General features: G+C 46.9%; 10 protein-coding genes. 6 read left to right on the top strand and 4 right to left on the bottom strand.

The genetic code is table 11. The features are described from left to right. Positions 1-345: 345 nt before the first annotated feature. The 4 genes from NG833_RS09620 (at position 346) to NG833_RS09605 (ending at position 15,697) form a co-directional block, all read left to right on the top strand. A complete protein-coding gene (locus NG833_RS09620) occupies positions 346-723 on the top strand; it encodes a response regulator (RefSeq protein ID WP_254565075.1) in 378 nt (125 codons plus the stop codon). 1,076 nt (positions 724-1,799) lie between these two features. Beyond that, positions 1,800-10,574 carry a PAS domain S-box protein gene (locus NG833_RS09615; protein WP_254565074.1) on the top strand — a complete coding sequence of 2,925 codons (8,775 nt, stop codon included), beginning with the start codon at positions 1,800-1,802 and terminating at the stop codon, positions 10,572-10,574. Positions 10,575-10,799: 225 nt separating this feature from the next. Beyond that, positions 10,800-14,549, top strand: coding sequence for a PAS domain S-box protein (locus NG833_RS09610; RefSeq protein WP_254565073.1), 3,750 nt, complete (start codon positions 10,800-10,802; stop codon positions 14,547-14,549). Beyond that, entirely contained in the window at positions 14,546-15,697 is a 1,152-nt protein-coding gene (locus tag NG833_RS09605) for a response regulator (RefSeq protein ID WP_254565072.1), read from the top strand. Before NG833_RS09610 ends, NG833_RS09605 begins: the two co-directional genes overlap by 4 nt. On the opposite strand, the gene NG833_RS09600 is transcribed toward NG833_RS09605, so the two are convergent. The 4 genes from NG833_RS09600 to hemL form a co-directional block, all read right to left on the bottom strand. Further along, the gene (locus NG833_RS09600) at positions 15,683-16,195 is read right to left on the bottom strand and encodes a DUF962 domain-containing protein (RefSeq protein ID WP_254565071.1); all 513 of its coding nucleotides are present in this window, start codon (positions 16,193-16,195) and stop codon (positions 15,683-15,685) included. The two genes, NG833_RS09605 and NG833_RS09600, sit on opposite strands and share 15 nt — an antisense overlap. 17 nt (positions 16,196-16,212) lie before the next feature. After that, complete coding sequence (locus NG833_RS09595) at positions 16,213-17,925, bottom strand: amidohydrolase family protein (protein WP_254565070.1); 1,713 nt, start codon at positions 17,923-17,925, stop codon at positions 16,213-16,215. 450 nt (positions 17,926-18,375) lie between these two features. Then, positions 18,376-18,990, bottom strand: a complete 615-nt coding sequence (locus tag NG833_RS09590; protein ID WP_254565069.1) for a nuclear transport factor 2 family protein — start codon at positions 18,988-18,990, stop codon at positions 18,376-18,378. Positions 18,991-19,185: 195 nt separating this feature from the next. Next, positions 19,186-20,484, bottom strand: coding sequence for a glutamate-1-semialdehyde 2,1-aminomutase (gene hemL, locus NG833_RS09585; protein ID WP_254565068.1), 1,299 nt, complete (start codon positions 20,482-20,484; stop codon positions 19,186-19,188). 288 nt (positions 20,485-20,772) lie between these two features. Between hemL and NG833_RS09580 the strand changes: the two genes are divergently transcribed. After that, complete coding sequence (locus NG833_RS09580) at positions 20,773-21,645, top strand: calcium-binding protein (RefSeq protein ID WP_254565067.1); 873 nt, start codon at positions 20,773-20,775, stop codon at positions 21,643-21,645. Between the two features lie 20 nt (positions 21,646-21,665). Beyond that, positions 21,666-22,301, top strand: a complete 636-nt coding sequence (gene hisIE / locus NG833_RS09575; protein ID WP_254565066.1) for a bifunctional phosphoribosyl-AMP cyclohydrolase/phosphoribosyl-ATP diphosphatase HisIE — start codon at positions 21,666-21,668, stop codon at positions 22,299-22,301. The last annotated feature ends 142 nt before the right edge of the window (positions 22,302-22,443 follow it).

Raw genomic sequence — 22,443 nt, 5'->3', positions numbered from 1 at the left:
TGACTTTCACAAGCCCAATTTAGATTAAACTCTCGGTTAGCGATCCCTGCACCGGCCTGGGTGGATAAAAGTCAGTGATTGACAAATTCTCTGGGATCATGGAGAATCCTTTCTCTAAGGGCACAAGGGAATCTAGCTCATTCTCTAGACTGGATTAGAGTTTGGGATAGAATACGCGAAAAAAAGTGTTTCAGGGATAACACAGTGAACCAAAAACAATCGGCAAAGCCGGAATGGTTTTGTCTGAGCGCATTGAGTTGGAAAATCCAGCCCTTCGTCACCCAATTTTAACCTGGTTGATTGCCATTTTCCTCATGTTTAATTGGACTTAGAGGTGGCTTGGCTATGAATGATAAACTAATTTTAGTCGTGGATGATGAAATTACAGTTCGAGAGGTGGTACAAATTTGCTTGGAAGACCTTGGGGGATGGCGCGTGTTATTAGCGCCATCGGCGCAAGATGGGTTAAAGCTGGCTGCCACCGAACAACCGGATGCGATCGTGTTGGATATTTCCATGCCGGGAATGGATGGCTTTGCTTTTCTCGATCGCCTCAAAGGAAACCCCCAATCCAAGTCAATTCCGGTGGTTTTATTGAGCGCCAAAGCCCTGTGGTTTACACAGCATCAGCTTCAGCAGTTACAAGTCGCCGGTGCTATTTCTAAACCCTTCAATTCTCTCACCCTCTCCCAGACGATCGCCACCATGCTGGGGTGGGAATAACCGGATCCGGGATATCTTCTTCCCAGGAGTTTCTCTGTGGGTCTTTATCAAATCTTTATCACTTCTTTATCAAGTCTTTATCAAGTCTTTATCACTTCTTTATATTTTTTGGATACTCTCTTGAGGAGTTTACTCCAGGCGAGCACGATTTATCGGGGTAGAGAGCCAGGGCCTGCTGAAGACTTCCCCAGAAACCCCATAAAATGTAGGGTTGATTCGCTTTTTCAAGCCTCCATCATCAGGTTTGGCTCTTAAATCCTAATAATGTCTAAGTCCTGCCCCTAAAATTCCCAGAGTCCCGACATCATCTCGACCAACTTCCGATGGTTATTTCCCCGCCAACAGCCAATCCCGAGTTTTTTAGGGGACTTTCTGGCCAATTCCGGGAAATCCGGTTGTCTAACTTGTTTTATTCATGAACCCTCGCTCATGTTTATAATTAAAATAGCCATCTTACCTTTCGTATCTATCAGGAGAGTCAATATAACTTAGGACAATCATGAAATTATACCTTTAGAATCTTGCGCTGTCAAGAACAAGATCTCCAGCCCAATCGGTGCTGATTTCTAAGCCGATTCCGTTGCTAAATCAATTCAGGGAGGCAGTTGCCTTCCTTCACCTTCCGGGTTACACCCCATGCCCTCGGGGACGCCACAAAGAAGGTGACGGTGATAAACCGGCCCCAGAAACCGGGAGATTTATTTTCCTATTTGGGTGCGGAATTTATCCCTTGGGACCGTTTGATGATTTTCCATCCATTGAAGATGTCCCCAATTCATGCTCTGACTTGAATGGGGGGATAAGTGCCAGAGAACTTCTGGAGGCCGACTTCGGACAGGACTGAGGCTTGTCATCGGGATGTTATCCCCTCTGTCGGTGAAATACAGACATGAAACACAGCTTCATGTCTAGAGTTCACTCGATGGCGCAGTCTTGTGTTAGAAAAAAGCTCCACGGTGGATTGAACATCAAACGGCCCTAACTCCGAGTGAATACTCGGGGGGGAACCCGATTAGCTTAGTGCGGTGGAATTTGCTCAGGATTCACTCAACTTTTTTGCTGGACATTGAGGTTTAATGCTTACCCTCTCAGACGTTTCTTTAACCGAAAAAATTTACGAAAGCACTAACTCCGAAGTGTATCGCGGGTCCCTGAAGTCATCAGGAAAACCTGTAATTTTGAAAATGCTTAAAAATGCTTATTCCTCCCCAGAACGCTTGGGGTGGTTTTGGCGCGAATATGAAGTAACCCAATCCCTAAAGTTATCTGGAATTCCCCGAGTTTATGGGTTCAGTAACGAGGGCAATAGTCCATTTTTTCTCCTAGAAGATTTTGGAGCAGAATCTTTAAATCGGTTAAAAATTGCCGGAAAAATGGAATTTAGGGACTTTTTAAGATTAGCTATTGCTATTACTGAAATTCTCTCGAAAATTCATGAAAAAAATATCATTCATAAAGACATTAACCCCAGTAACATTGTCTTAAATCCCCAGACGGGAATCGTTAAAATTATCGATTTTGGGATTTCATCGGTGTTATCCCAGGAAAATCCGACTTTCCAAAATGCCAATCGTCTCGAAGGCACTTTATCCTATATGTCCCCGGAACAAACCGGGCGGATGAATTGCTGCATTGACTATCGCACGGATTTTTATTCCCTCGGTGTCACCTTTTACTACCTGTTAAGCGGGACCTTACCCTTCCAGAGTGAGGAGCCAATGGAATGGGTCCATAGTCATATTGCCAAACCGCCCATTTCTTTACAAACGGTTAAACCCGAAATTCCGGCCACTCTCTCTAACTTAATTGCCAAATTAATGGCTAAAAATGCCGAAGAACGCTATCAATCGGCTTATGGATTAAAGGCGGATTTAGAAGAATGTTTGCGCCAGCTTCAGACGGAGAATACCATCAGCATTTTGAACCTGGGACAGCAGGACCGTTCGGATCGATTTCATTTACCCCAACAGTTGTATGGACGCAAGGCTCAAATTCAGACCTTATTGGAAGCATTTGAGCGCACTGCCGAGGGGAATCGGGAATTAATTTTTGTTGCGGGATATGCCGGGGTGGGTAAATCCGCTTTAGTCCGAGAACTGCATAAACCAGTCGCCGCTAAACGGGGTAACTTTATTGCTGTAAAATTTGACCAATACCAAAGAAATATTCCGTATTTAGAGCTTGGACAAGCCTTCAATGAGTTTTGTAATTTTATCTTAGGGGAACCGGAAGCAACCTTTCATGAGTGGCGCAGTCGCATTTTAGCCGCCCTAGGGAATACTGGGCAGGTTTTAATTGAGATGATTCCCAATTTAGAAAAAATTATCGGCCCTCAACCTCCCGTGGCGGATTTGGGGGGACAAGAAGCTCAAAATCGGCTGCATTGGGTGGTTCAAAACTTTTTAAAAGCCTTGTGCGATCGCGAACATCCCCTGGTGATTTTTTTAGATGACCTCCAGTGGTCGGATCTGGCTTCTTTAAGTTTATTGGAGGCGATTTTAAGCGATCGCGATTTGCAATTTTTGTTAATCATTGGGGCCTATCGCGATAACGAGGTCGATGGTACCCATCCCCTAATGATGACGAAGGCACATCTGGAAACCGAATGCCCCAATCTGCTCGCGATCGCCCTGGACAATTTGACAGCTTCGGATGTGGCGGACTTAATGGCAGCGACCCTGCATTCCCCTCAATCCTTGGTGCAACCCTTAGCCGATTTAGTCTATGCCAAAACCCGGGGGAATGCTTTTTTCACCCTGGAATTTTTGAATGTCCTCTATCAAAACGGGCTGATTTATTTAAGTGGCGATCGCCAAAATTGGGACTGGAATTTGGCCCAAATTGAATCCCAAGGAATCACGGATAATGTAGTTGATTTAATGGTGAGTCAACTGGTCAAATTTAGTCGCGAAACCCAAACTCTCTTACAGCTTGCCGCTTGTATTGGCAGTCCCTTTGATTTGGAGACCTTAAGCCAAATTGTACGCTGGCAACCCGAGGCGGTATTAAGCCATTTATTTTCTGCCCTGCAAAGTGGACTAGTCATTCCCATCAATGAAAATTATAAATTATTGAGCTTGCTTCCCGAGATTGACACCGGACAAATTCAGTTTAAATTTTTGCATGACCGGGTTCAACAAGCCGCCTATTCTTTAATTCCCCAAGCTCAACGCCCAGAGCGGCACTTAGAAATTGGCCGCTTGCTCTGGAGTAGCGCGAATCCCTTGGGCCTCTCCCCGAATGACCCCTCATTTCCGTTGCCTGAAGGCTTATTTATGATCGTTAATCATCTCAATCAAGGGAGTGAGTTGATGACGGAAGAATTAGAAAAAATTAACCTGTCTCACCTCAATTTATGGGCCGGAAGAAAAGCTAAAACAGCCAGCGCTTACAATTTAGCAGCCCAGTATTTAAACCACGGTTTGAGTCTGTTACCCTCCCGGAGTTGGCAGACTCATTATGACCTCACCCTCCAACTTCATCTAGAAGCGGTAGAAGCGGAATATTTAACCACCCATTATCCGGAAGTTGAAGCCCTGGCAGCGGTGGTCCTTCCCCAGAGCCGAACGGTTTTAGACGGGGTTAAGGTTTATCAAATTCTCATCCAATTGTATAGTGCGATTAACCAGCTTCAAAAAGCTGTGGATACCAGTTTAATGGTTTTGGAAATGTTGGGGGTGTCCCTGGCTGAATTAGCCCCAATTCAGTGGGATATTGCGGAATTATCCCGCCTTCCTTTGATGGAAGATGCCAATAAATTAGCGGCGATGCAGATTTTAATGAGCGTCTGGGGAACAGCGATTGTGGTGACGCCGGAACTGGTACCCAGAATGGCTTTGACGATGGTTAATCTCTCCCTGGAATATGGGAATTCGCCCTTGGCTGCCTTTGCTTATGCCTATTATGGGTTTAATCTTTGTCGGGTAGGGGAAATTGAACGCGGCTATCAGTTGGGACAGTTTGCGTTAGAATTATTAGAGCAGTTTGACAGTGCCGAAAGTCGCTGTAAAGTCCATCACATTTTTAATGGATTTATCCGACATTGGCAAGAACCCCTCCCCGAGGCGATCGCCGGTTTAAAGACCACGGTGCGTCTCGGTTTGGAAACTGGAGATTTAGAATATACCTGTTATGCAACCATGCAATATAGCTGTTACTCCTTGCTGAGTGGTCTGCCTCTCGGGAAAGTCATCAAAAAACATCAAGAGTCTTTGCAAATCATTGACCAGTGCCAACAAGAGATTCAGTTTTATTATACAAAGATTTGGTTACAATTAGCCTTAAACCTTCAAGGAAATACCCAAGAAACTGGGCGGTTAAATGGGGAGGCTTTTGATGATACCCAAGACCTGCATATTTTAACCCAAAATAACAGTGAAACCTCTTTGTTTTGCTTCCATCTTGCCCAAGGGATGCTCAGTTATTATGTAAAAGACGGGTCAAAAGCGGTGGAGAGTCTGACGATCGCCGCCGAATATGAAGCTGCGATCGCCTCCTTGATGCCCTTGGGTCAACTACCCTTTTATGATTCCCTGGCGCAATTCGCATTATATCCCTCTCTGAAGGAGTCTCAACAACAGGACTGCCTCAACCGAGTGGAACGCAATCAAATGCGCCTGCAAGACTGGGCAAATGCTGGACCCATGACCTATCAACATAAATATGATTTAGTCGCCGCAGAAAAAGCCCGGATTCTTGCTCAGAATTGGCAAGCAGCGGAATTATATGAACGGGCCATTGTCGGGGCTAGAGAGCATCATTTTATCCAGGAAGAAGCCTTAGCTTATGAGTTAGCGGGGGAGTTCTATCTTCACCGGGGCATGATGCAAATTGCTGAACTGTATATCCAAAAGGCTTATGCCCTCTATCAACAATGGCAAGGTAGAGCAAAAGTTCAACAATTAAGCGGTCAATATCCCCAGTGGTTGAAGAAACCCAAAAAGCAGAGGAAGCCAGAAAATTCCAGTGAAACTCAGTCAGAAACCATTCAATCAACCAGCAGCAACCCGGAAGTGGTGTTGGATTTAGTCAGTGTTTTAAAATCCTCAGCCGCCCTGACCCGGGAAATAGAAATTGACAAGCTGCTGGGGGCATTAATGAAAATTTTGATTGAAAATGCTGGGGCGCAAAAAGGCTATTTAATCGGAGAAGAAAATGGGGAATGGATCGTTCAAGCTGCCATTGATGAAAATCTGGTCACCACTCAACCGAGAATCCTACTGAATGAAGTGGGAGACGGAAGAGGCGATCGCAGCTTACTCTCAGGGGCGATCGTGCGTTATGCGATCCGCACTCGCGAGACGGTGGCCCTAAACGATGCTACAGCGGAAGGGCCATTTCGAGGCGATCGCTATATTCGCGCCCACCAGCCGAAATCCATCCTCTGTATGCCCATTTTAGACCGGGCTAAACTCAGTGGAATTATCTATCTGGAGAATAATCTCATTTCCGGCGCATTTCCTAGCGATCGCCTAGAAGTTTTAAAATTTTTATCCGTGCAGGCGGCAATCTCTTTGGAAAATGCCAAACTCTATAGCTCCCTGCGCCAAAGTGAAAGCAAATTCAACCAATTTTTAGAAGCCCTCCCCATTGGAATTTCCGCCCTAGATCCCACGGGAAAATATCATTATATGAACCAGGCGGGACAGCAATTGCTCGGACAAATCCCCCCGCCCATCTCCCTAGAAGAAGTCTCCACCATTGATCGGGTTTATTTCTCCGGTAGCAGTCGCCTTTATCCGAAGGAACAACTCCCGGGCATCCGGGCGCTGCAAGGGGCAGCGGCGATGGCAGAAGATTTAGAAATTGAACGGGACGGGGAGAGGATTCCGCTTCAGGTGTATTCCACGCCAATTTTTGATGAAACCGGGCAGATTATTTATGCGATTAATGCCTTTACCGATATCAGCGCTCGCAAACAAGCCGAGAAACTGATAGCCGACTACAACCATACCTTAGAGGCGCAAGTCGCGGAACGCACCGAGGCCTTACGCCAAAGCGAAGAACGGTTTAGAAATGCCTTTGAAAGTGCGGCAGTGGGGATGTGCTTGGTCGCTCCTAATGGACAGTTATTAGATGTCAATACTGCCGTTTGCCAAATGTTAGGATATTCCAAATCCGAACTCTTAGCCCTCACCATTCAAGATATTACCTATCCCGAGGATATGGAAAGTGACTGGAGTCACCTAAAAGAACTGATGCAAGGGGAAATTTCCTATTATCATCTGGAAAAACGCTACCAGCATAAAAATGGGAAAGTGATCTGGGGATTATTGAGCGTTTCCCTAGTGCGCGACAGTGACAACCAGCCTCTTTATACCATCAAGCAAATTCAAAATATTACCCTCAGAAAAACCCTAGAACTGAACCTCCAACAAAAGACCGAAGAAATTGACCGCTTCTTTACCATCGCCTTGGATTTACTCTGCATCGGTGATGTGGATGGCTACTTACGTCGAGTCAGTTTGGGCTGGGAAAAAGCCCTGGGCTACACCGTCGCCGAATTAGAAGGAATGAACATTTATGACTTAATTCATCCCGATGACTACAACCACACCGATATCGCGATGGATGAGCTTGGAAATGGACAAGATGTGCTCAATTTTGTTAATCGCTATCGCCATAAAAATGGCTCTTATCGGTGGATAGAATGGCGCTCATTTCCAGTGGGTCATCTTGTCTATGCAACGGCTAGAGATATCACCGAATCCAGAGCAGCCCAAGAAAAACTCCGCCACAGCGAAGCTAATTTAGCCAAAGCTCAGGAGATTGCTCATATTGGCAGTTGGGAATTTGATCCGGTGAATCAAAGCACTCTGTGGTCCGACGAACTCTATCGGATTTATGGATTAGAACCCAGCCCGACCCCCCCCTCTTTAGAACCCATTCACCCCCGGATTCATCCCGATACTCCCGGGTTGGAACAGCGGGAAATTCAAGACAAATTGCGGTGCGCTGAACCCTGGGAACTCAAGCAGCAGGTTCAGCGCCCGAATGGGGAAATTCGGGAGATAGAAGTGCGCGGCGAACCTGTTTTTGATGATGAGGGAAACCTAATCAAGTGGGTAGGCACGGTCCATGATATTACCGATCGCCAACGAATAGAAGCCAAACTCCGCCAGAGTGAAGCAGCTTTACGAGAAGCGCAACGGATCGCCCATATTGGCAGTTGGGAACTGGACATGAACAGCCAGAACCTGAGCGCATCGGAGGAATGGTTCCAGATGTTTGGGGTTGATCCGGCCTATCCAGAATCTGGTTATCAGGAGCATTTTAAGGCGATTCATCCCGAGGATCGCGTCCAACTGCAAGAGAATCTCAACCGGGCTGTATTTGAAGGAACGCCCTATAAAATGGACCTGCGGATTATTGAAGGCGATCGCATTCTTCGATACTTAGAAGCGCGAGGGGAAGCGGTTCAAGACGAGCGGGGGTCCGCGATCCATCTGCGGGGAACGGTGCTGGATATTACGGAACGCAAGCGCACGGTCCTGGCCCTGAGTGAAAGTGAAGAACGATTTCGCACCGCCTTTGACTATGCCGGGATTGGCATGGCGATCGTCGGACTCAATGGGCGATGGTTGAAAGTGAACCGGGCCGTTTGCGAGATTATCGGCTATCGCGAGGATGAACTGTTAACCCTGGACTTTCAAACCATTACCCATCCCGAGGATTTAGATCTCGACCTGAACTATGCCACCCAACTGCTGCGCGGGGAAATCGGGTCTTATCAATTAGAAAAACGTTACATTCACAAACAGGGCCATTTTGTCTGGGTCCTGCTGACGGGTTCTTTGGTTCGCACTGCTGAGGGGGAACCCTTACATTTTATTGCTCAAGTCCAAGATGTATCCCTCCAGAAGCAGGCGGAACAAATCCTGCGATCGCAGATGCAACGGGAGCAAGTGTTGAGCCAATTTGTCCAAAGCATTCGCAATTCTTTGGAGTTGACCACCATTTCCTTTAGTGCCGCCCATGAAAGCGGACGGCTATTAGGGGCAGATGGGGTGAAAATTATTCAATATTTCCCCGAGGAGGGGTTGTGGCGCAATGTGGCCGAATATCGTCCCTTTGATACCCTCCCCAGTACCCTGGACCTGGATATTCCCGATGTGGGAAACCCGATTACTGAGGTGATTAAGGGCTTAAAACCTGTGGCATTATCCGGTTGGGAACCGGATCCGAATGATTCCCGGGTGGAGTTCCTGGGCAGCTTTGCCGGTCACTGGTTGATTTTACCCTTGCAGATGGGGACTGGAGTCTGGGGAGCCTTATGTTTGGCCCGGAATTTAAGGGAATCGCCTTGGGATAGTACGGAGATGGAATTGCTCCTCGCCATTGCCAATCAACTGGCGATCGCCCTCAACCAAGCGGAACTCTACCAACAGGTGGAAAAAGCCCGAGAAGCGGCTGACAAGGCGAATGAAGCGAAAAGTGCATTCCTGGCGAGTATCAGTCATGAATTGCGATCGCCCCTAAATGCTATTCTCGGGTTTGCCCAATTGCTCCTGTCCAATCCCGCTTTATCCAAAGATGCCAAGGAAAATATCGCGATTATTCAGCGCAGTGGGGAGCATTTGCTGACGTTAATTAACGATATTTTGGATTTGGCAAAAATTGAGGCCGGACGGACTACAATTGTAGAAACTAATTTTAATTTTTATCACCTCCTGGACGATTTACAATCCATGTTCAGGCTCAAGGCCCAGAGCAAAGGATTGGACTTCGTTATCGAACGCGCCCCGGAGGTCCCGGAATATATCCGCACCGATGAGATTAAATTGCGGCAAGTGCTGATTAATCTGATCGGGAATGCGATTAAGTTTACCCAGAGGGGTCGAATCTGTGTGGCCATCTGGGAGATCCCCCCAGAACGGCCATCAAGTCTCGCCGACCCCGATAACCGGGAAGATCAAACCCTGAACCTCCTGTGTGAAGTGTCGGATACCGGACCGGGGATCGCCCTCGATGAGTTAGACCATCTGTTTCAAGCCTTTGTGCAAACGAGTACGGGACTGGAAGCCCGAGAGGGAACCGGGTTGGGGTTATCGATTTCTCGCAAGTTTGTGGAGTTGATGGGCGGATCCATTGAGGTGCGATCGCAGATTGGGGAAGGCAGCACTTTTAGCTTTGAGATTCCTGTGACGGTGGCAGCGGAAATTGAGCCTAAACCCATTCCCCCGCAACGCCGCGCTGTGGCCCTAGAACCGAACCAACCCCAATACCGGATTTTAATTGCCGACGATCGCCCGGATAACCGCACCTTTGTGATTAAATGCCTCCAACCTTTTGGATTTGACCTTTTAGAGAGTAGCAATGGTCAGGAGACGGTTAAGCTGTGGGAAGAATGGGAACCCCATTTAATTTTTATGGATTTAAGAATGCCAGTCATGGATGGCTATGAGGCTACTCAACAGATTAAAGGGTCTATCAAAGGCCAAGGAACGGCGATCGTGGCTTTAACCGCCAGTTACCTGGAGCAGGAAAATACGGTTGGGCTTGCCTCTGGATTTGATGGCTTTATCCGTAAACCCTTTCGGGATACGGAACTGTTGGACTGTTTGACTCAACAATTAGGGGTGCGCTTTGTCTATGAAGACCCCGATGCTGATGCGGTGCAAACCGTAGCTGTTCCCTCAGTCCCTTTAACGGAAAGCGATTGGCGTGACATTCCCCTAGACTGGTTGAATTCTTTCAACCTCGCCACGAAATCTTGTGATGTAGAATTAATGGTAACTCTGTTGGATGAGATTAGCGATCGCCATGAATCCTGTGCCCATACCTTAACGAACTGGACCCAAAATTTTGAATTTGACCAAATCTTAACTTTTATCAAATCGGTCCTAGATTGACCCCAAAGACCGAGGGCAAAGGATTCTCAAACCCCAAAAAGCAGTTTGGGGCGGGGTTGATGGAGATGGCACGACTCTACCTTTTTCCGTTCGGATACAGGATAGAGCAGATTCTGGCAATCTGCGATCGCCATAAATTCCTCCTGGAATTGCCGAACTGCCTAGACCCCGGATTTCAAGTTTAACCCTATTTTCCATATTCATTGTATCGGCGAGGTATTAACGATGAAAACAGAGGGCAAGCGGTCTTACAAAGGCGAAGTTTTGGTCGTTGATGACACAGTGGCCAACTTAAAACTGTTAGTAGATTTACTGTCGGGTCATGGGTATAAAGTCCGAGCTGCACCGAATGGAGTCTTAGCACTTCAGGCTGTGGATGTCAACATTCCCGACCTGATTTTACTCGATATTATGATGCCGGACCTAAATGGATATGAGGTTTGTAAAAGACTCAAGTCCGAAGAGCAAACCCGCCATATTCCTATTATTTTTATCAGTGCCTTATATGAGACCTTTGATAAAGTTAGGGGCTTCGCCGTGGGCGGGTCCGATTATATTACTAAACCGTTTCAAGAAGCGGAAGTTTTAGCGCGCATTGAACATCAAATCAAGCTGCAAAAATTAGAGCGAGAATTAAGAGAACGCAATTTTCAATTAAGCTGGGAAATTCAGCAACGAAATGCGGCGGAACGGGAAAAAGATAGATTAATTGTTTCTTTACAAAAAAGTCAAAGGTCATTAGCCACCGCCCAACGAGTTGCGGGAGTCGGCAACTGGGAATTGAATTGGTTGACCCGCCATTTAGTGCTTTCCGATGAAATGTTTCGAGTCCTGGGGATTGAACCTCAACTCAAACCCAGCTATGGTGAAGTGTTAAAAACGATTCATCCCCACGATCGCAGCCAGTTTTCCAAAGTCTTAAAACAGGCGATCGCCACGGGCAGTTCCTATCAAATCGAGGGACGAATCCAACGCCCGGATGGGGAAATTCGCTATATCGAAGCCAAAGGAGAAGTAATTCTCGACCTCCAAGGCAAGCCGAGTCAACTCTTTGGCACAATTTTAGATATTACCACTCGCAAACAGGTCAAAATTCAGTTACAAAAACAATTAATCCGCAGCGAACTTTTGCGAGGCATCACGGAAAAAATCCGGTCGGAATTACAGCTAGAAAAACTCCTGGATACTGCCGCCCAAGAAATTAGAGATACCTTTGGGGTGAGTTGCACTGAAATTCATACCTACCTAGAAACCCGAAATCCCCCCTTGCAAATTGCCGCTTTCGCCGTGGCGCAGGGTTGCCAATGGAGTGGGGAGTTGGAACTGCCTCTGGATGAAACGCCTTACGCCGAACAATTTAAGACCAGCGATCGCCCAATCGCCATCAATGACTTCCAAACGGACCCGTTATTTCAGCCGGTTTTGGCCCGATACCCCCAGTTTCAGGTCAAATCTATGCTGTTGGTGCGGACTTCTTATCAAGGAAAACCCAATGGGGCTTTAGTCTTGCATGAATACGACTGCCCCCGGGAATGGAGTCAAGGAGAAATTGAACTGATTGAAACCATTGCCGCCCAAGTCGGCATTGCGATCGCCCAAGCCAATTTGTTGAAACGGGAAAAACAAGCCCGGGCCAAACTTAACCAACAAAACCAGCAACTTCAACAACAAATTAACGCTCGAATTCTCACTGAAACCGCCCTAAAAACCAGTGAAAGTAAATATCGACACCTCGTTGAAACCTCCCAAGACTTAATTTGGACCATTGATACCAAAGGCCGGATCACCTTTGTGAATGCGGCGGTTCAAGACATCTATGGCTATAGTCCCTCCGAGGCAATGGGCCGAGCCTTTACTGACTTGATTCATCCCAGTCGATGGAGTCAGGACCAGGAATTTTTCCGCAAAATTCTCCTGGAAGAACAAGAAATTTCTCAATATGAAACCACTCATATTACCCAAGCCGGAACCCCGATTTATATGATTCTGAATGCGATTCCCTTGCGGGATGAAGCCGGTTTTGTCATCGGGATTACTGGCACCGCGAGTAACATTACTCAGCTCAAACAGACCCAAGCCAAACTGATTGAAACCAACCGGCTGCAACAAGCTATTCTCAATAGTGCGGAACATACCATCATTGCCACGGACCCTGAAGGCACGATTCTCACGTTCAATGCAGCAGCGGAACGATTGCTGGGCTATCAGGCTCAGGATGTGACGGCCCAGGCGAATGTGATTATGATCCATACCTCGGAAGAACTTCAGGAACGCGCGGACATCTTAACCGCTGAACTGGGGTATGCAATCGCCCCCGGATTTGATGCGATCGTCGCCAAAGCCCGTCAAGGGGTCCCGGATCTCCGCGAATGGACCTACCTCCGCAAAGATGGGTCTCGCTTCCCGGTGTGGCTGTCGATTACCGCCTTACAAGATGCGATGGGTCAGATTACCGGATTTCTCGGCATCGGCAGCGATATGACCGATCGCAAACAAGCGGAAGAAGCCCTCAAACAAGCGGCGATCGCCGCCCAAATGGCAAACCATGCCAAAAGTGAATTTCTCGCCAATATGAGCCATGAATTGAGAACCCCACTCAATGCCATCCTCGGCTTTGCTCAGGTAATGGCAGGAGACCCCTCCCTCCAACCGGAACACCAACAACAAATTGAAATTATCAATCGCGCCGGTTCTCACTTACTGGAACTGATTAATGACATTTTAGAAATGTCTAAAATTGAAGCCGGGAGAACTACCTTAAAACTAGAACCCTTTGATTTAGGGCAGATGCTGCGAGATTTAGAAGATATGTTGCGGTTTAAAGCCCATGAAAAAAACTTGCTCCTGCTCACCGAAGTTGCCTCAGATGTTCCCCTGTACCTTCGCGCCGATCAAGCCAAACTGCGCCAAGTGTTAATTAATATTTTGGGGAATGCGATTAAATTTACCCAAACGGGTTCCATTACCCTGCGGGTTCATGGAGGCACTGGAGAGTTTGAATCCGGGAAAGATGGAAATTCCCCTGCCTGCTTTCTTCAGTTTGAAGTCGAAGATACAGGACCCGGAATTGCACCGGAAGATTTGACCCTGATTTTTGAAAGTTTTGGTCAAACGGAAATGGGCCGCAAATCCGGCCAAGGAACGGGCTTGGGTTTACCCATTAGTCGTCAATTTGTGCGAATGATGGGCGGTGAAATCCAAGTCAGCAGCGTTTTGGGAGTCGGCAGTACCTTTATCTTTGCCATTCAGGTTGAACCCTTGGACGCGAGTGAAGTCCCCCAGACTCAATCGAAGGGGGCAGTGATTGGGTTAGCCCCAGATCAATCGAGGAAACGGATTCTTGTGGTGGATGATCTGTTAGAAAGTCGGTTGTTGCTGGTTAAACTCCTGGGGAATATTGGATTTGAAGTGCGCGAAGCTGAAAATGGTGAAGAGGCGATCGCCCAATCCTTAGAGTGGCAGCCTGATTTAATTTTAATGGATATCCGAATGCCCGTCATGGATGGCTATGAAGCCACCAAACAGATTAAAGCCAGTGCCGGAAGTCAGAAACCGGCAATTTTGGCCCTAACTGCCAGTGTATTTGAGGAGGACCGTTCGGCGGTATTTGCTGCGGGATGTGATGACTTTCTTTGCAAACCTTTAGAAAAAAATGAACTGTTAGAAAAAATCGGATACCATTTGAATACGGGCTATATTTATGCCACAGCTAGCCTTTCCTTTAAACAGCCACCTCAACAGCCTGAATCCGATGAAATACCACCGGATAAACTCCAAGTGTATTTAGAAAAAATGCCATCTCAATGGGTGGAAAAAATTTATGACGCCGCTGCTCAATGCAGCGATGACATGATTTTAGAATTAATAGAAGAAATCCCTGCTAATCTTGAACCTTTAGGTAGGACTTTAAGCAAATTAGCTGAAAATTTTCAATTTCATCAGATTATGCATTTAACCTACTCGGAGGATTTATGATTCAATTTTCAGAGGAGTTTAATAAGCCCGTTATTTTAATCGTTGACGATCAACCCGATAATTTACGGGTTCTCTCCTCCATGCTCATCATCAAAGGGTATAATGTCCGCAAAGCCTTAACCGGAGAAATGGCTTTAACCACCTGCCAAAAAGTTGTCCCTGATTTAATTTTATTAGATATCATGATGCCGGATTTAACCGGCTATGAAGTCTGTGAATCCCTCCAGTCCAACCCCCAAACTTGCAAAATTCCCATCATTTTCCTCAGTGCCCTGGATGATAGCACCGCAAAAGTCAAAGCCTTTAGTTCCGGAGGGGCCGACTACATTACCAAGCCTTTTCAAACCGAAGAAGTCCTGGCGCGAATCCATAAACAACTGACCATCGAGCGTCTCCAACGCCAACTCATCCAAAAAAATCAGGAGTTACAAACCCTGAATGAAGAGTTACAAAGATCCAACGCTGAATTAGAGCAATTTGCAGGAATCGCTTCCCATGATTTGCAATCTCCCTTACAACTGATTATGGGCTATGCAGATATGTTACTCTGGCAATATGATACTTTACTCGATGAAAAAGGCGAACATTATCTGAGTGAAATTTCTAAAGCCAGCCAGCGCATGAATCAACTGATTCATGATTTACTTTCTTATTCTCGGGTGCGATCGGGTAAAGTGGAACTGGAACCCATTGATTGTGAAGTGGTTTTAGCCGAAGCCTTAGCCAATTTACAAGAGGATATCAACAGCAGTGGCGCTTGTATCACCCACGATACCCTCCCCATCGTCCTGGGCGATCGCACCCAACTGATTCAGCTTTTTCAAAACATCCTCAGTAATGCCATTAAGTTTCGCCGCCCTCAAGTACCCCCGAAAATTAACATTTCTCTCACCCTCAATCCTGAAAACTTCGCTGAATTTAAAATCCAGGATAATGGCATCGGCATCGCCGAAGAAGATTATCCCGTCGTTTTTGAAATCTTCAAACGAATTCATGCTTATAATAAATATCCCGGCACCGGCATCGGCATGAGTCTCTGTAAAAAAATTGTAGAAGTACATGGGGGACGCATTTGGCTAACCTCTCAACTCCACATCGGCACCACTTTTTTCTTCACCTTAACCCTACCCACTCTATATCAACCCTAAAACTCTCAATATCTTTCCAACGTTCGTAGTAACGACTTCAGTCGTTATCTTTCCAACGTTCGTAGTAACGACTTCAGTCGTTCTGTTTCCGACGTTCGTAGTAACGACTTCAGTCGTTATCTTCCCTCCCTCTAAAATCCCCCTCTCTACCCCCAACAATTCAACCCGTTGCCGAACATCCTCCTTATACTTACCCAAGAGAATACGCCACAACATTCGCCCCAAACAGAAAGAAGCACGCCAAGAAAACACCGCATCCCGCAGTTCTATCTCACTACGTTCAAACAAAAAATGACCCATTAATCCCGTCAACTGAGTCAGAGGTAACCCCAACAAAATCCAAGGATTCTGAAACCACAACGCCGAAAACAGCAACCCGTAAAAAATCAAAATCCCCACAACGTGCAACGCCACATTCATCGGATGCTGGTGTTTAAGCAGAAAAATATCCCAATACTCCGTATCCTCTCTCACCTGCTGTCCCCGACTCCCATTCATCCGATCCCTAACTCCCTTCATCCCACCACCGGAAACAACACCGTCCCCAGGGGTTCAGAACCCAGACGCGCACTCACCTGACCCTGACACACCACCGGAACCCCCTTGATATACACCGAGTGAATAATCTCATCCGAACCCCGCTTCACCATCCGAGGTTCCCCATCTAAAATCGGGTCCAATATTTCCACTTGAGGGGCGATCGCCTGCTGCAACCCCAGCGGATTCAGCACCACCAAATCCGCTTTCCCACCCACCTTCAACACCCCCGCATCCAGGCGAAACCACTGCGCCGGTTCTCCCGTCACCCGATGAATTGCCGCCTCGGGAGTCATAAAATTGGTCGTTACCGCTTGTTTCAACAACGATAAAGCGCCATCATAATAGCCCAAATTCCGCACATGAGCACCAGCATCGGTAAACCCGGGCAAAATATCCGGATGTTTCATCATCGCCAACCGAGGTTCGAGGCGATCGTTTGCACCCGTCGCCACCCAGCGCAAATCCGTATCATACTGCTGCAACAAATCCATAAACAAATCCACCGGATTCTGCTGCATTTTCTTCGCAACTGTAGCAAAACTCAACCCCTGCCAACTCGCTTCAGGACAACTCAAAATCTCCATCAAATTCAAATCTCGATGAAAAGATTTGCGCCACCCATTTAACCAGTCTTTCCGAAACTGCTTCCGAAAGGTTTCCGACGCCCATAATTCCTGCCGTTCCTCTCGGGAATCACAACTATTCAATTGTGCTCCGGTAGAAAATTCTTCAAATAAAGGAGTCACCGGACCATCAGAATAAATCGTAAACGGTTCCGTCAGAGTTTGAAAGCGGACATTTCCTCGCAAGAGGCGATTCCAAATCCATAAAAGAGGAGCAAATACCCGCCACATCTGCCGATTATGCACAGCATCCAATGCCGAGAGCACTGTCAACCGTAAAGGAAGTTGACCAATGCCCGAACCGAGGCCAATAATATCCCAAAAAGAAGCCAATCGCTGTAAATTAGGAGTGACTTGAAATACGCGATCGCATTCCCGACACAAAGCAGCCAACCGAGCATATTCCGGGAGTTTAGCGTGTTGCGAGGGGATAGTACAACCGCGCCATTCTCCACTCATCCGATGCCAGGGAAACATATCAATAGAAATGCCAATAAATCCCGCTTCTAACGCAGATTTAGCGATTTGTTCCATCTGGTTCAGTTCCGCTGGCGTAGGGTCAACCGTCAGACTCCGTTCCAATCCCATCACATGAGCGCGAACCGCACTATGTCCTAACATTGGGGCAACATTAGGACCGAGGGGTAGCTGTTGTAAATGGTGCAGATATTCCCCAGGAGTTTGCCAAGAAACCGACTGATTTAACCATTTGGCAATCAAGCGATGGGAGAGGGTTTCAACCCGCTGAAAAATATCTGCCAACATTTGCGGTTCCCCCACCGCCACCGATAAACTGCAATTGCCAATTACCACCGTGGTAACCCCATGCCTCACCGATTCACTCAATCCCGGGGCAATTTCTAGCTCTAAATCATAGTGGGTATGAATGTCAATAAATCCCGGGGTAACCCAGAGTCCCGAGGCATCAACCACCTGAGCCGCCTCTAGGGAAATATTAGAAGAAATTGCAACAATTTGACCCTGCTTAATTCCAATATCTCCCGCAACCGCAGGGGAACCCAACCCATCAAAAATTAACCCATTTTTAATCAATAAATCCAGCATATTTTGTAGAATAATTATAATATAGCGGTTCGGTGGACTGATGAGGTACTTTTCAAAGCCCCTCTCCCCCCCCCTTTCAAAGGGGGGTAGGGGGGATGGAGAGGGGTTTGGGGTGAGGGTACTACCTTATGGACATGAGAAACGCTATAAAAAACGCATTATTTAGAGAAACAAAGCACTTAGGGGAATTAAATTAAGGGGTTCAGTTCTGAGTAAACTGCTTTATCGCCAATGCTAGATCCCCCTAAATCCCCCTTAAGAAGGGGGACTTTGAAGGGTATCAGTTCTTAGAACAAAAAATTGATTCCACTTACTCCCCCCTTAATTATATTAATGAAGTTCCTCTTACTCCCCCCTTAATAAGGGGGGCGGGGGGGGATCTCCACCCGTCTCAAGTTTTTCCAAATATTTATCCTCTTAAAGACAGGGAATCTGATTCAAATCTCCCATTTACCGCCGCAACAAAAACATCAAAAGCGCCCCCACTAAAACCCCCGCCACCGATGTCCCAACGGCCATATAATTACCCCGCTTTTCGGTATAGTTTAAAACGGGATTATCTAATAAATTGGCAGAAAAATGGAGGGATTGAATCGTCCAGGTATTCTGCACTTTTTGGAGTACCGCACTCCATCGTAAAGGCATGACTTCCTCATTTCCATCTCGGAAATAGAAGGTAGAGAGGGCCTCTCCCGATGCGACTTCTATTCCGGGGGATAAAAAAGTCCGGATAGTTTCCCCTTCCAAACTCATCGTCAGCCGTTCAATGGGTCCGTTAAATTGTTCATTCCAATAGGTTTCAAATTCGCTCACGGTATGAAAGACTTGGTTATCCACCGTGGTAATTGTGAAATCAGGATGTAGATAGGGTTCAATGCTGGTAAAATCCCGGTTATTTAAGGCATCCAGAGCAATTTTTCGGGTTTGGAGAATGCTTTGGAGTTCCTGTTCATTGACTTGTCCCAGAGCAGATTCTGGCATGGTGAAGGCGATGGGGAGGGCTAGTAATGCAGTCCAAAAAAGCGGACTGCCTCGGAATGGGCGTGGTTGTGGTTGGGTTTTCATTGAATTTACGGTTTTAAGGGAGTAATGGTTATCGATGGTGTTCCAGTCCAGGGTAGAGGTTCACCTATGAGATTGAAATTTGATATAAATTAACACAAAAAAAAGACAATGAGAATGAAGAGAATCAGGAAGTTGACGCCTCCTGATTCTCTTCATTCTCAAAGGCTTATAGAAAAGCCGGTGGGGTGGAATTAGCTATAGACTCGACATCACCTCATGGGCGATCGCCAAGGTGCGATCGATATCTTCCTCCGTATGAGCAAACGAAGTAAATCCGGCCTCAAATTGAGAAGGCGCTAAATAAACTCCCCGTTCTAACATTCCGCGATGGAAGCGAGCAAATTTGCTCAAATCGGATTTTTTGGCATCTTCATAATTATGCACAGGTCCAGGATTGAAAAATAAGCCAAACATGGCGCTAATTTGACCGCCACAGGCTTCATTGCCGGTTTCTTTGGCAATTTTCAGCAGTCCCTCACTCAACGTCTTAGTAATCTTGTCCAGATACTCATAGGTTCCGGATTTGTTGAGCAATTCCAGGGTTTTAATTCCTGCCGTCATCGCTAAGGGATTCCCCGAAAGGGTCCCGGCTTGATACATCGGACCAGCGGGGGCCACCATTTCCATGATGTCTCGGCGTCCACCATAAGCCCCTACGGGTAATCCACCACCAATCACTTTACCCAAGGTGGTTAAGTCAGGGGTGACGCCGAATTTTTCCTGGGCACCACCATAAGCAATCCGGAATCCCGTCATGACTTCATCAAACACCAGTAACGCGCCATGTTCCTGGGTTAGGACCCGCAATCCTTCCAGGAATCCGGCATCTGGGGGAATAAATCCCGCATTCCCGACAACGGGTTCTAAAATCACCCCCGCAATCTCCCCGGGATTTTGCTCAAATAAGGTTTTAACGGCTTCCAGGTCGTTGTAAGGTGCGGTGAGGGTATTGGCGGTGGTGGATTTGGGAACCCCGGGAGAGTCCGGCAGTCCCAAGGTAGCAACACCGGAACCGGCTTTCACGAGGAACATATCCGCGTGCCCGTGATAACAGCCTTCAAATTTGATTAATTTCTCCCGTCCGGTGAAGGCACGCATCAGGCGCAAAACCGCCATACAAGCTTCGGTTCCCGAGTTAACAAATCTCACCATTTCGATGCAGGGAACCGCATCAATCACCATTTCAGCGAGGAGGTTTTCTTGGTAACAGGGTGCACCAAAGCTGGTCCCTTTATTTAAGGCATCATGGAGGGCCGCAATCACTTCAGGGTGAGCGTGTCCACAGATAGCGGGTCCCCAAGTTCCCACATAGTCGATGTATTGGTTTCCGTCTACGTCCCAAACATACGCGCCTTCGACTCTATCAAAAACGATGGGTTGTCCCCCCACGGATTTGAAGGCACGCACGGGAGAACTGACCCCTCCGGGCATCAGTTTTTGAGCGGCTGCGAAAATTTCTTCGGATTTTGTGGTATTGAAGGTAGTTGTAACCAAAGGGGTCTCCTTTGCCAGAGGCTTAACGGTTGACTTTGTTTAGAATACGGCTTTTGGGTGGGAAGTGTTTAAGAGGAGCGTCCAAGTTATAATGTTTAATCCTACCCCGATCGCAGTCCCGAGGGCTAGTAGGCTGGTAGAGCGGTTAGAAACTGGGTTTTTTGACAGAATCTTTACCCGCTTTGCACCCAAGCCAGGGCGGTGAAAGCCTGTTTATTGTCCCCTGGATTTCCTCCCCACCCACAAACCTCAGTCCCCAGCGTTAAGAGAGTTTTACACACAGCGATTATGCGGGTTTTAGTGACAATTCCTCATGTTTTCAATCCCGAGGGAGGGGGCGGTTATGCCTCGTTAAGCCCCGATTCCCAGCCTCGGATTCAAGCTCTGACTCAGTGCATTGAATCGTTACAGGGTACTTATAATAGTCGATCGCAGTTCTATTTTCAGTACAACCAGCAGTTATATACCCTCCCGGCGAATGTCGAAACCTCCGTGGAATTGTCGATTATCATCTGCACCACTCAGGGACTACATCTTTTGAAAGAATTGCCGGTGACTCCGGATTCCTATACCCATCAATCCTTTGCCTGTCATCCCATGCTGTTGGGGTTTGAATGTCACGGGGTGTTAAAACAAAATTTAGGTCGCTATGATTATTATTGCTATTTGGAAGATGATATTATTTTAAGTGACCCGGATTTTTTCCAAAAATTATCCTGGTTTACCGCCTACATTGGCAATCATGCCGTCCTGCAACCCAATCGATTTGAACGGATGAATAAGCGGGGGGTTAAAAAATTTTACATTGACCCGGAGTTAGAATTCAAAACCGGCAGACAAGATAATTTTGCTCACTACTTTAGTGATAACCTAGTGCTGACTGGTAAAGTTCTGGGTCACCCGATTACCATTAAGCGGGCAGAAAATCCCCATTCGGGCTGTTTTTTTCTGAATCGGCATCAAATGGAACAATGGGCCAATCAACCGTACTTTTTGGACCGAGATTCGCGCTTTTTTGGACCCTTGGAAAGTGCAGCAACCTTGGGAATTTCCCGAACTTTTCGAGTTTACAAGCCTGCGCCGCAAAATGCAAATTTTTTAGAAGTTCAGCATTACGGTGACAGTTGGAGTCAGAAAATCAAAGATGTTAAGTTTACCTAACCGTTATGTCGCAGACTAAAATGGCAAGCAGTAAAACGGCGATTCCTGTGGACCGGATTCGCTATAATGAACAGGGTCTAGTTCCGGCGATCGCCCAGGATTATCTGGATGGAACAGTGCTCATGATGGCCTGGATGAATGCGGAATCCTTGCAAAAAACTCTGGATACTGGGGAATGCTGGTATTGGAGTCGATCGCGCCAAGAATTGTGGCACAAAGGCGCAACATCAGGACATCTCCAAAAGGTGCGATCGCTACGCTACGACTGCGATAGTGACTGTCTATTAATCGGCATCGAACAAATTGGTGATATTGCCTGCCATACCGGGGAACGCAGTTGTTTTCACCAAATTGAGGGCCACATTGCTGCACCGCCAGCAGATACACTTTCCCAGGTATTTGAGGTAATTTGCGATCGGCGGGACAATCCCTCGGAAGAGTCCTATACTGCTAGATTAATTGCCGGTGGGGATAATAAAATTCTCAAGAAAATTGGGGAAGAATCGGCGGAAGTGGTGATGGCTTGTAAAGATGATGATGCCGATGCGATCGCTGGGGAAGTCGCTGATTTATTCTATCACTCTATGGTTGCCTTAGCCAAACATAATGTGGATTTGCGAGAGGTTTATCGCAAGTTGCAACAGCGTCGGAAATAAGAAACGACTGAAGTCGTTACTACGAACTAAGAAAGATAACGACTGAAGTCGTTACTACGAACTAAGAAAGATAACGACTGAAGTCGTTACTACGAACTAAGAAAGATAACGACTGAAGTCGTTACTACGAACTAAGAAAGAT

This window comes from Oscillatoria sp. HE19RPO (assembly GCF_024220515.1).
GTDB lineage: Bacteria > Cyanobacteriota > Cyanobacteriia > Cyanobacteriales > Laspinemataceae > Laspinema.
The sequence above is the reverse complement of the archived record's forward strand: the minus strand, read 5'-3'. Positions and strand labels throughout refer to the sequence as shown.

Excerpts from the sequence above, each read along its gene's own strand:
- NG833_RS09620 (WP_254565075.1), top strand. The coding sequence starts at position 346 with ATGAATGATAAACTAATTTTAGTCGTGGATGATGAAATTACAGTTCGA.
- NG833_RS09600 (WP_254565071.1), bottom strand. The coding sequence starts at position 16,195 with ATGAATGGGAGTCGGGGACAGCAGGTGAGAGAGGATACGGAGTATTGG.
- NG833_RS09590 (WP_254565069.1), bottom strand. The coding sequence starts at position 18,990 with ATGAAAACCCAACCACAACCACGCCCATTCCGAGGCAGTCCGCTTTTT.
- NG833_RS09615 (WP_254565074.1), top strand. The coding sequence starts at position 1,800 with ATGCTTACCCTCTCAGACGTTTCTTTAACCGAAAAAATTTACGAAAGC.
- NG833_RS09580 (WP_254565067.1), top strand. The coding sequence starts at position 20,773 with ATGCGGGTTTTAGTGACAATTCCTCATGTTTTCAATCCCGAGGGAGGG.
- NG833_RS09610 (WP_254565073.1), top strand. The coding sequence starts at position 10,800 with ATGAAAACAGAGGGCAAGCGGTCTTACAAAGGCGAAGTTTTGGTCGTT.
- NG833_RS09605 (WP_254565072.1), top strand. The coding sequence starts at position 14,546 with ATGATTCAATTTTCAGAGGAGTTTAATAAGCCCGTTATTTTAATCGTT.
- hisIE (WP_254565066.1), top strand. The coding sequence starts at position 21,666 with ATGGCAAGCAGTAAAACGGCGATTCCTGTGGACCGGATTCGCTATAAT.
- NG833_RS09595 (WP_254565070.1), bottom strand. The coding sequence starts at position 17,925 with ATGCTGGATTTATTGATTAAAAATGGGTTAATTTTTGATGGGTTGGGT.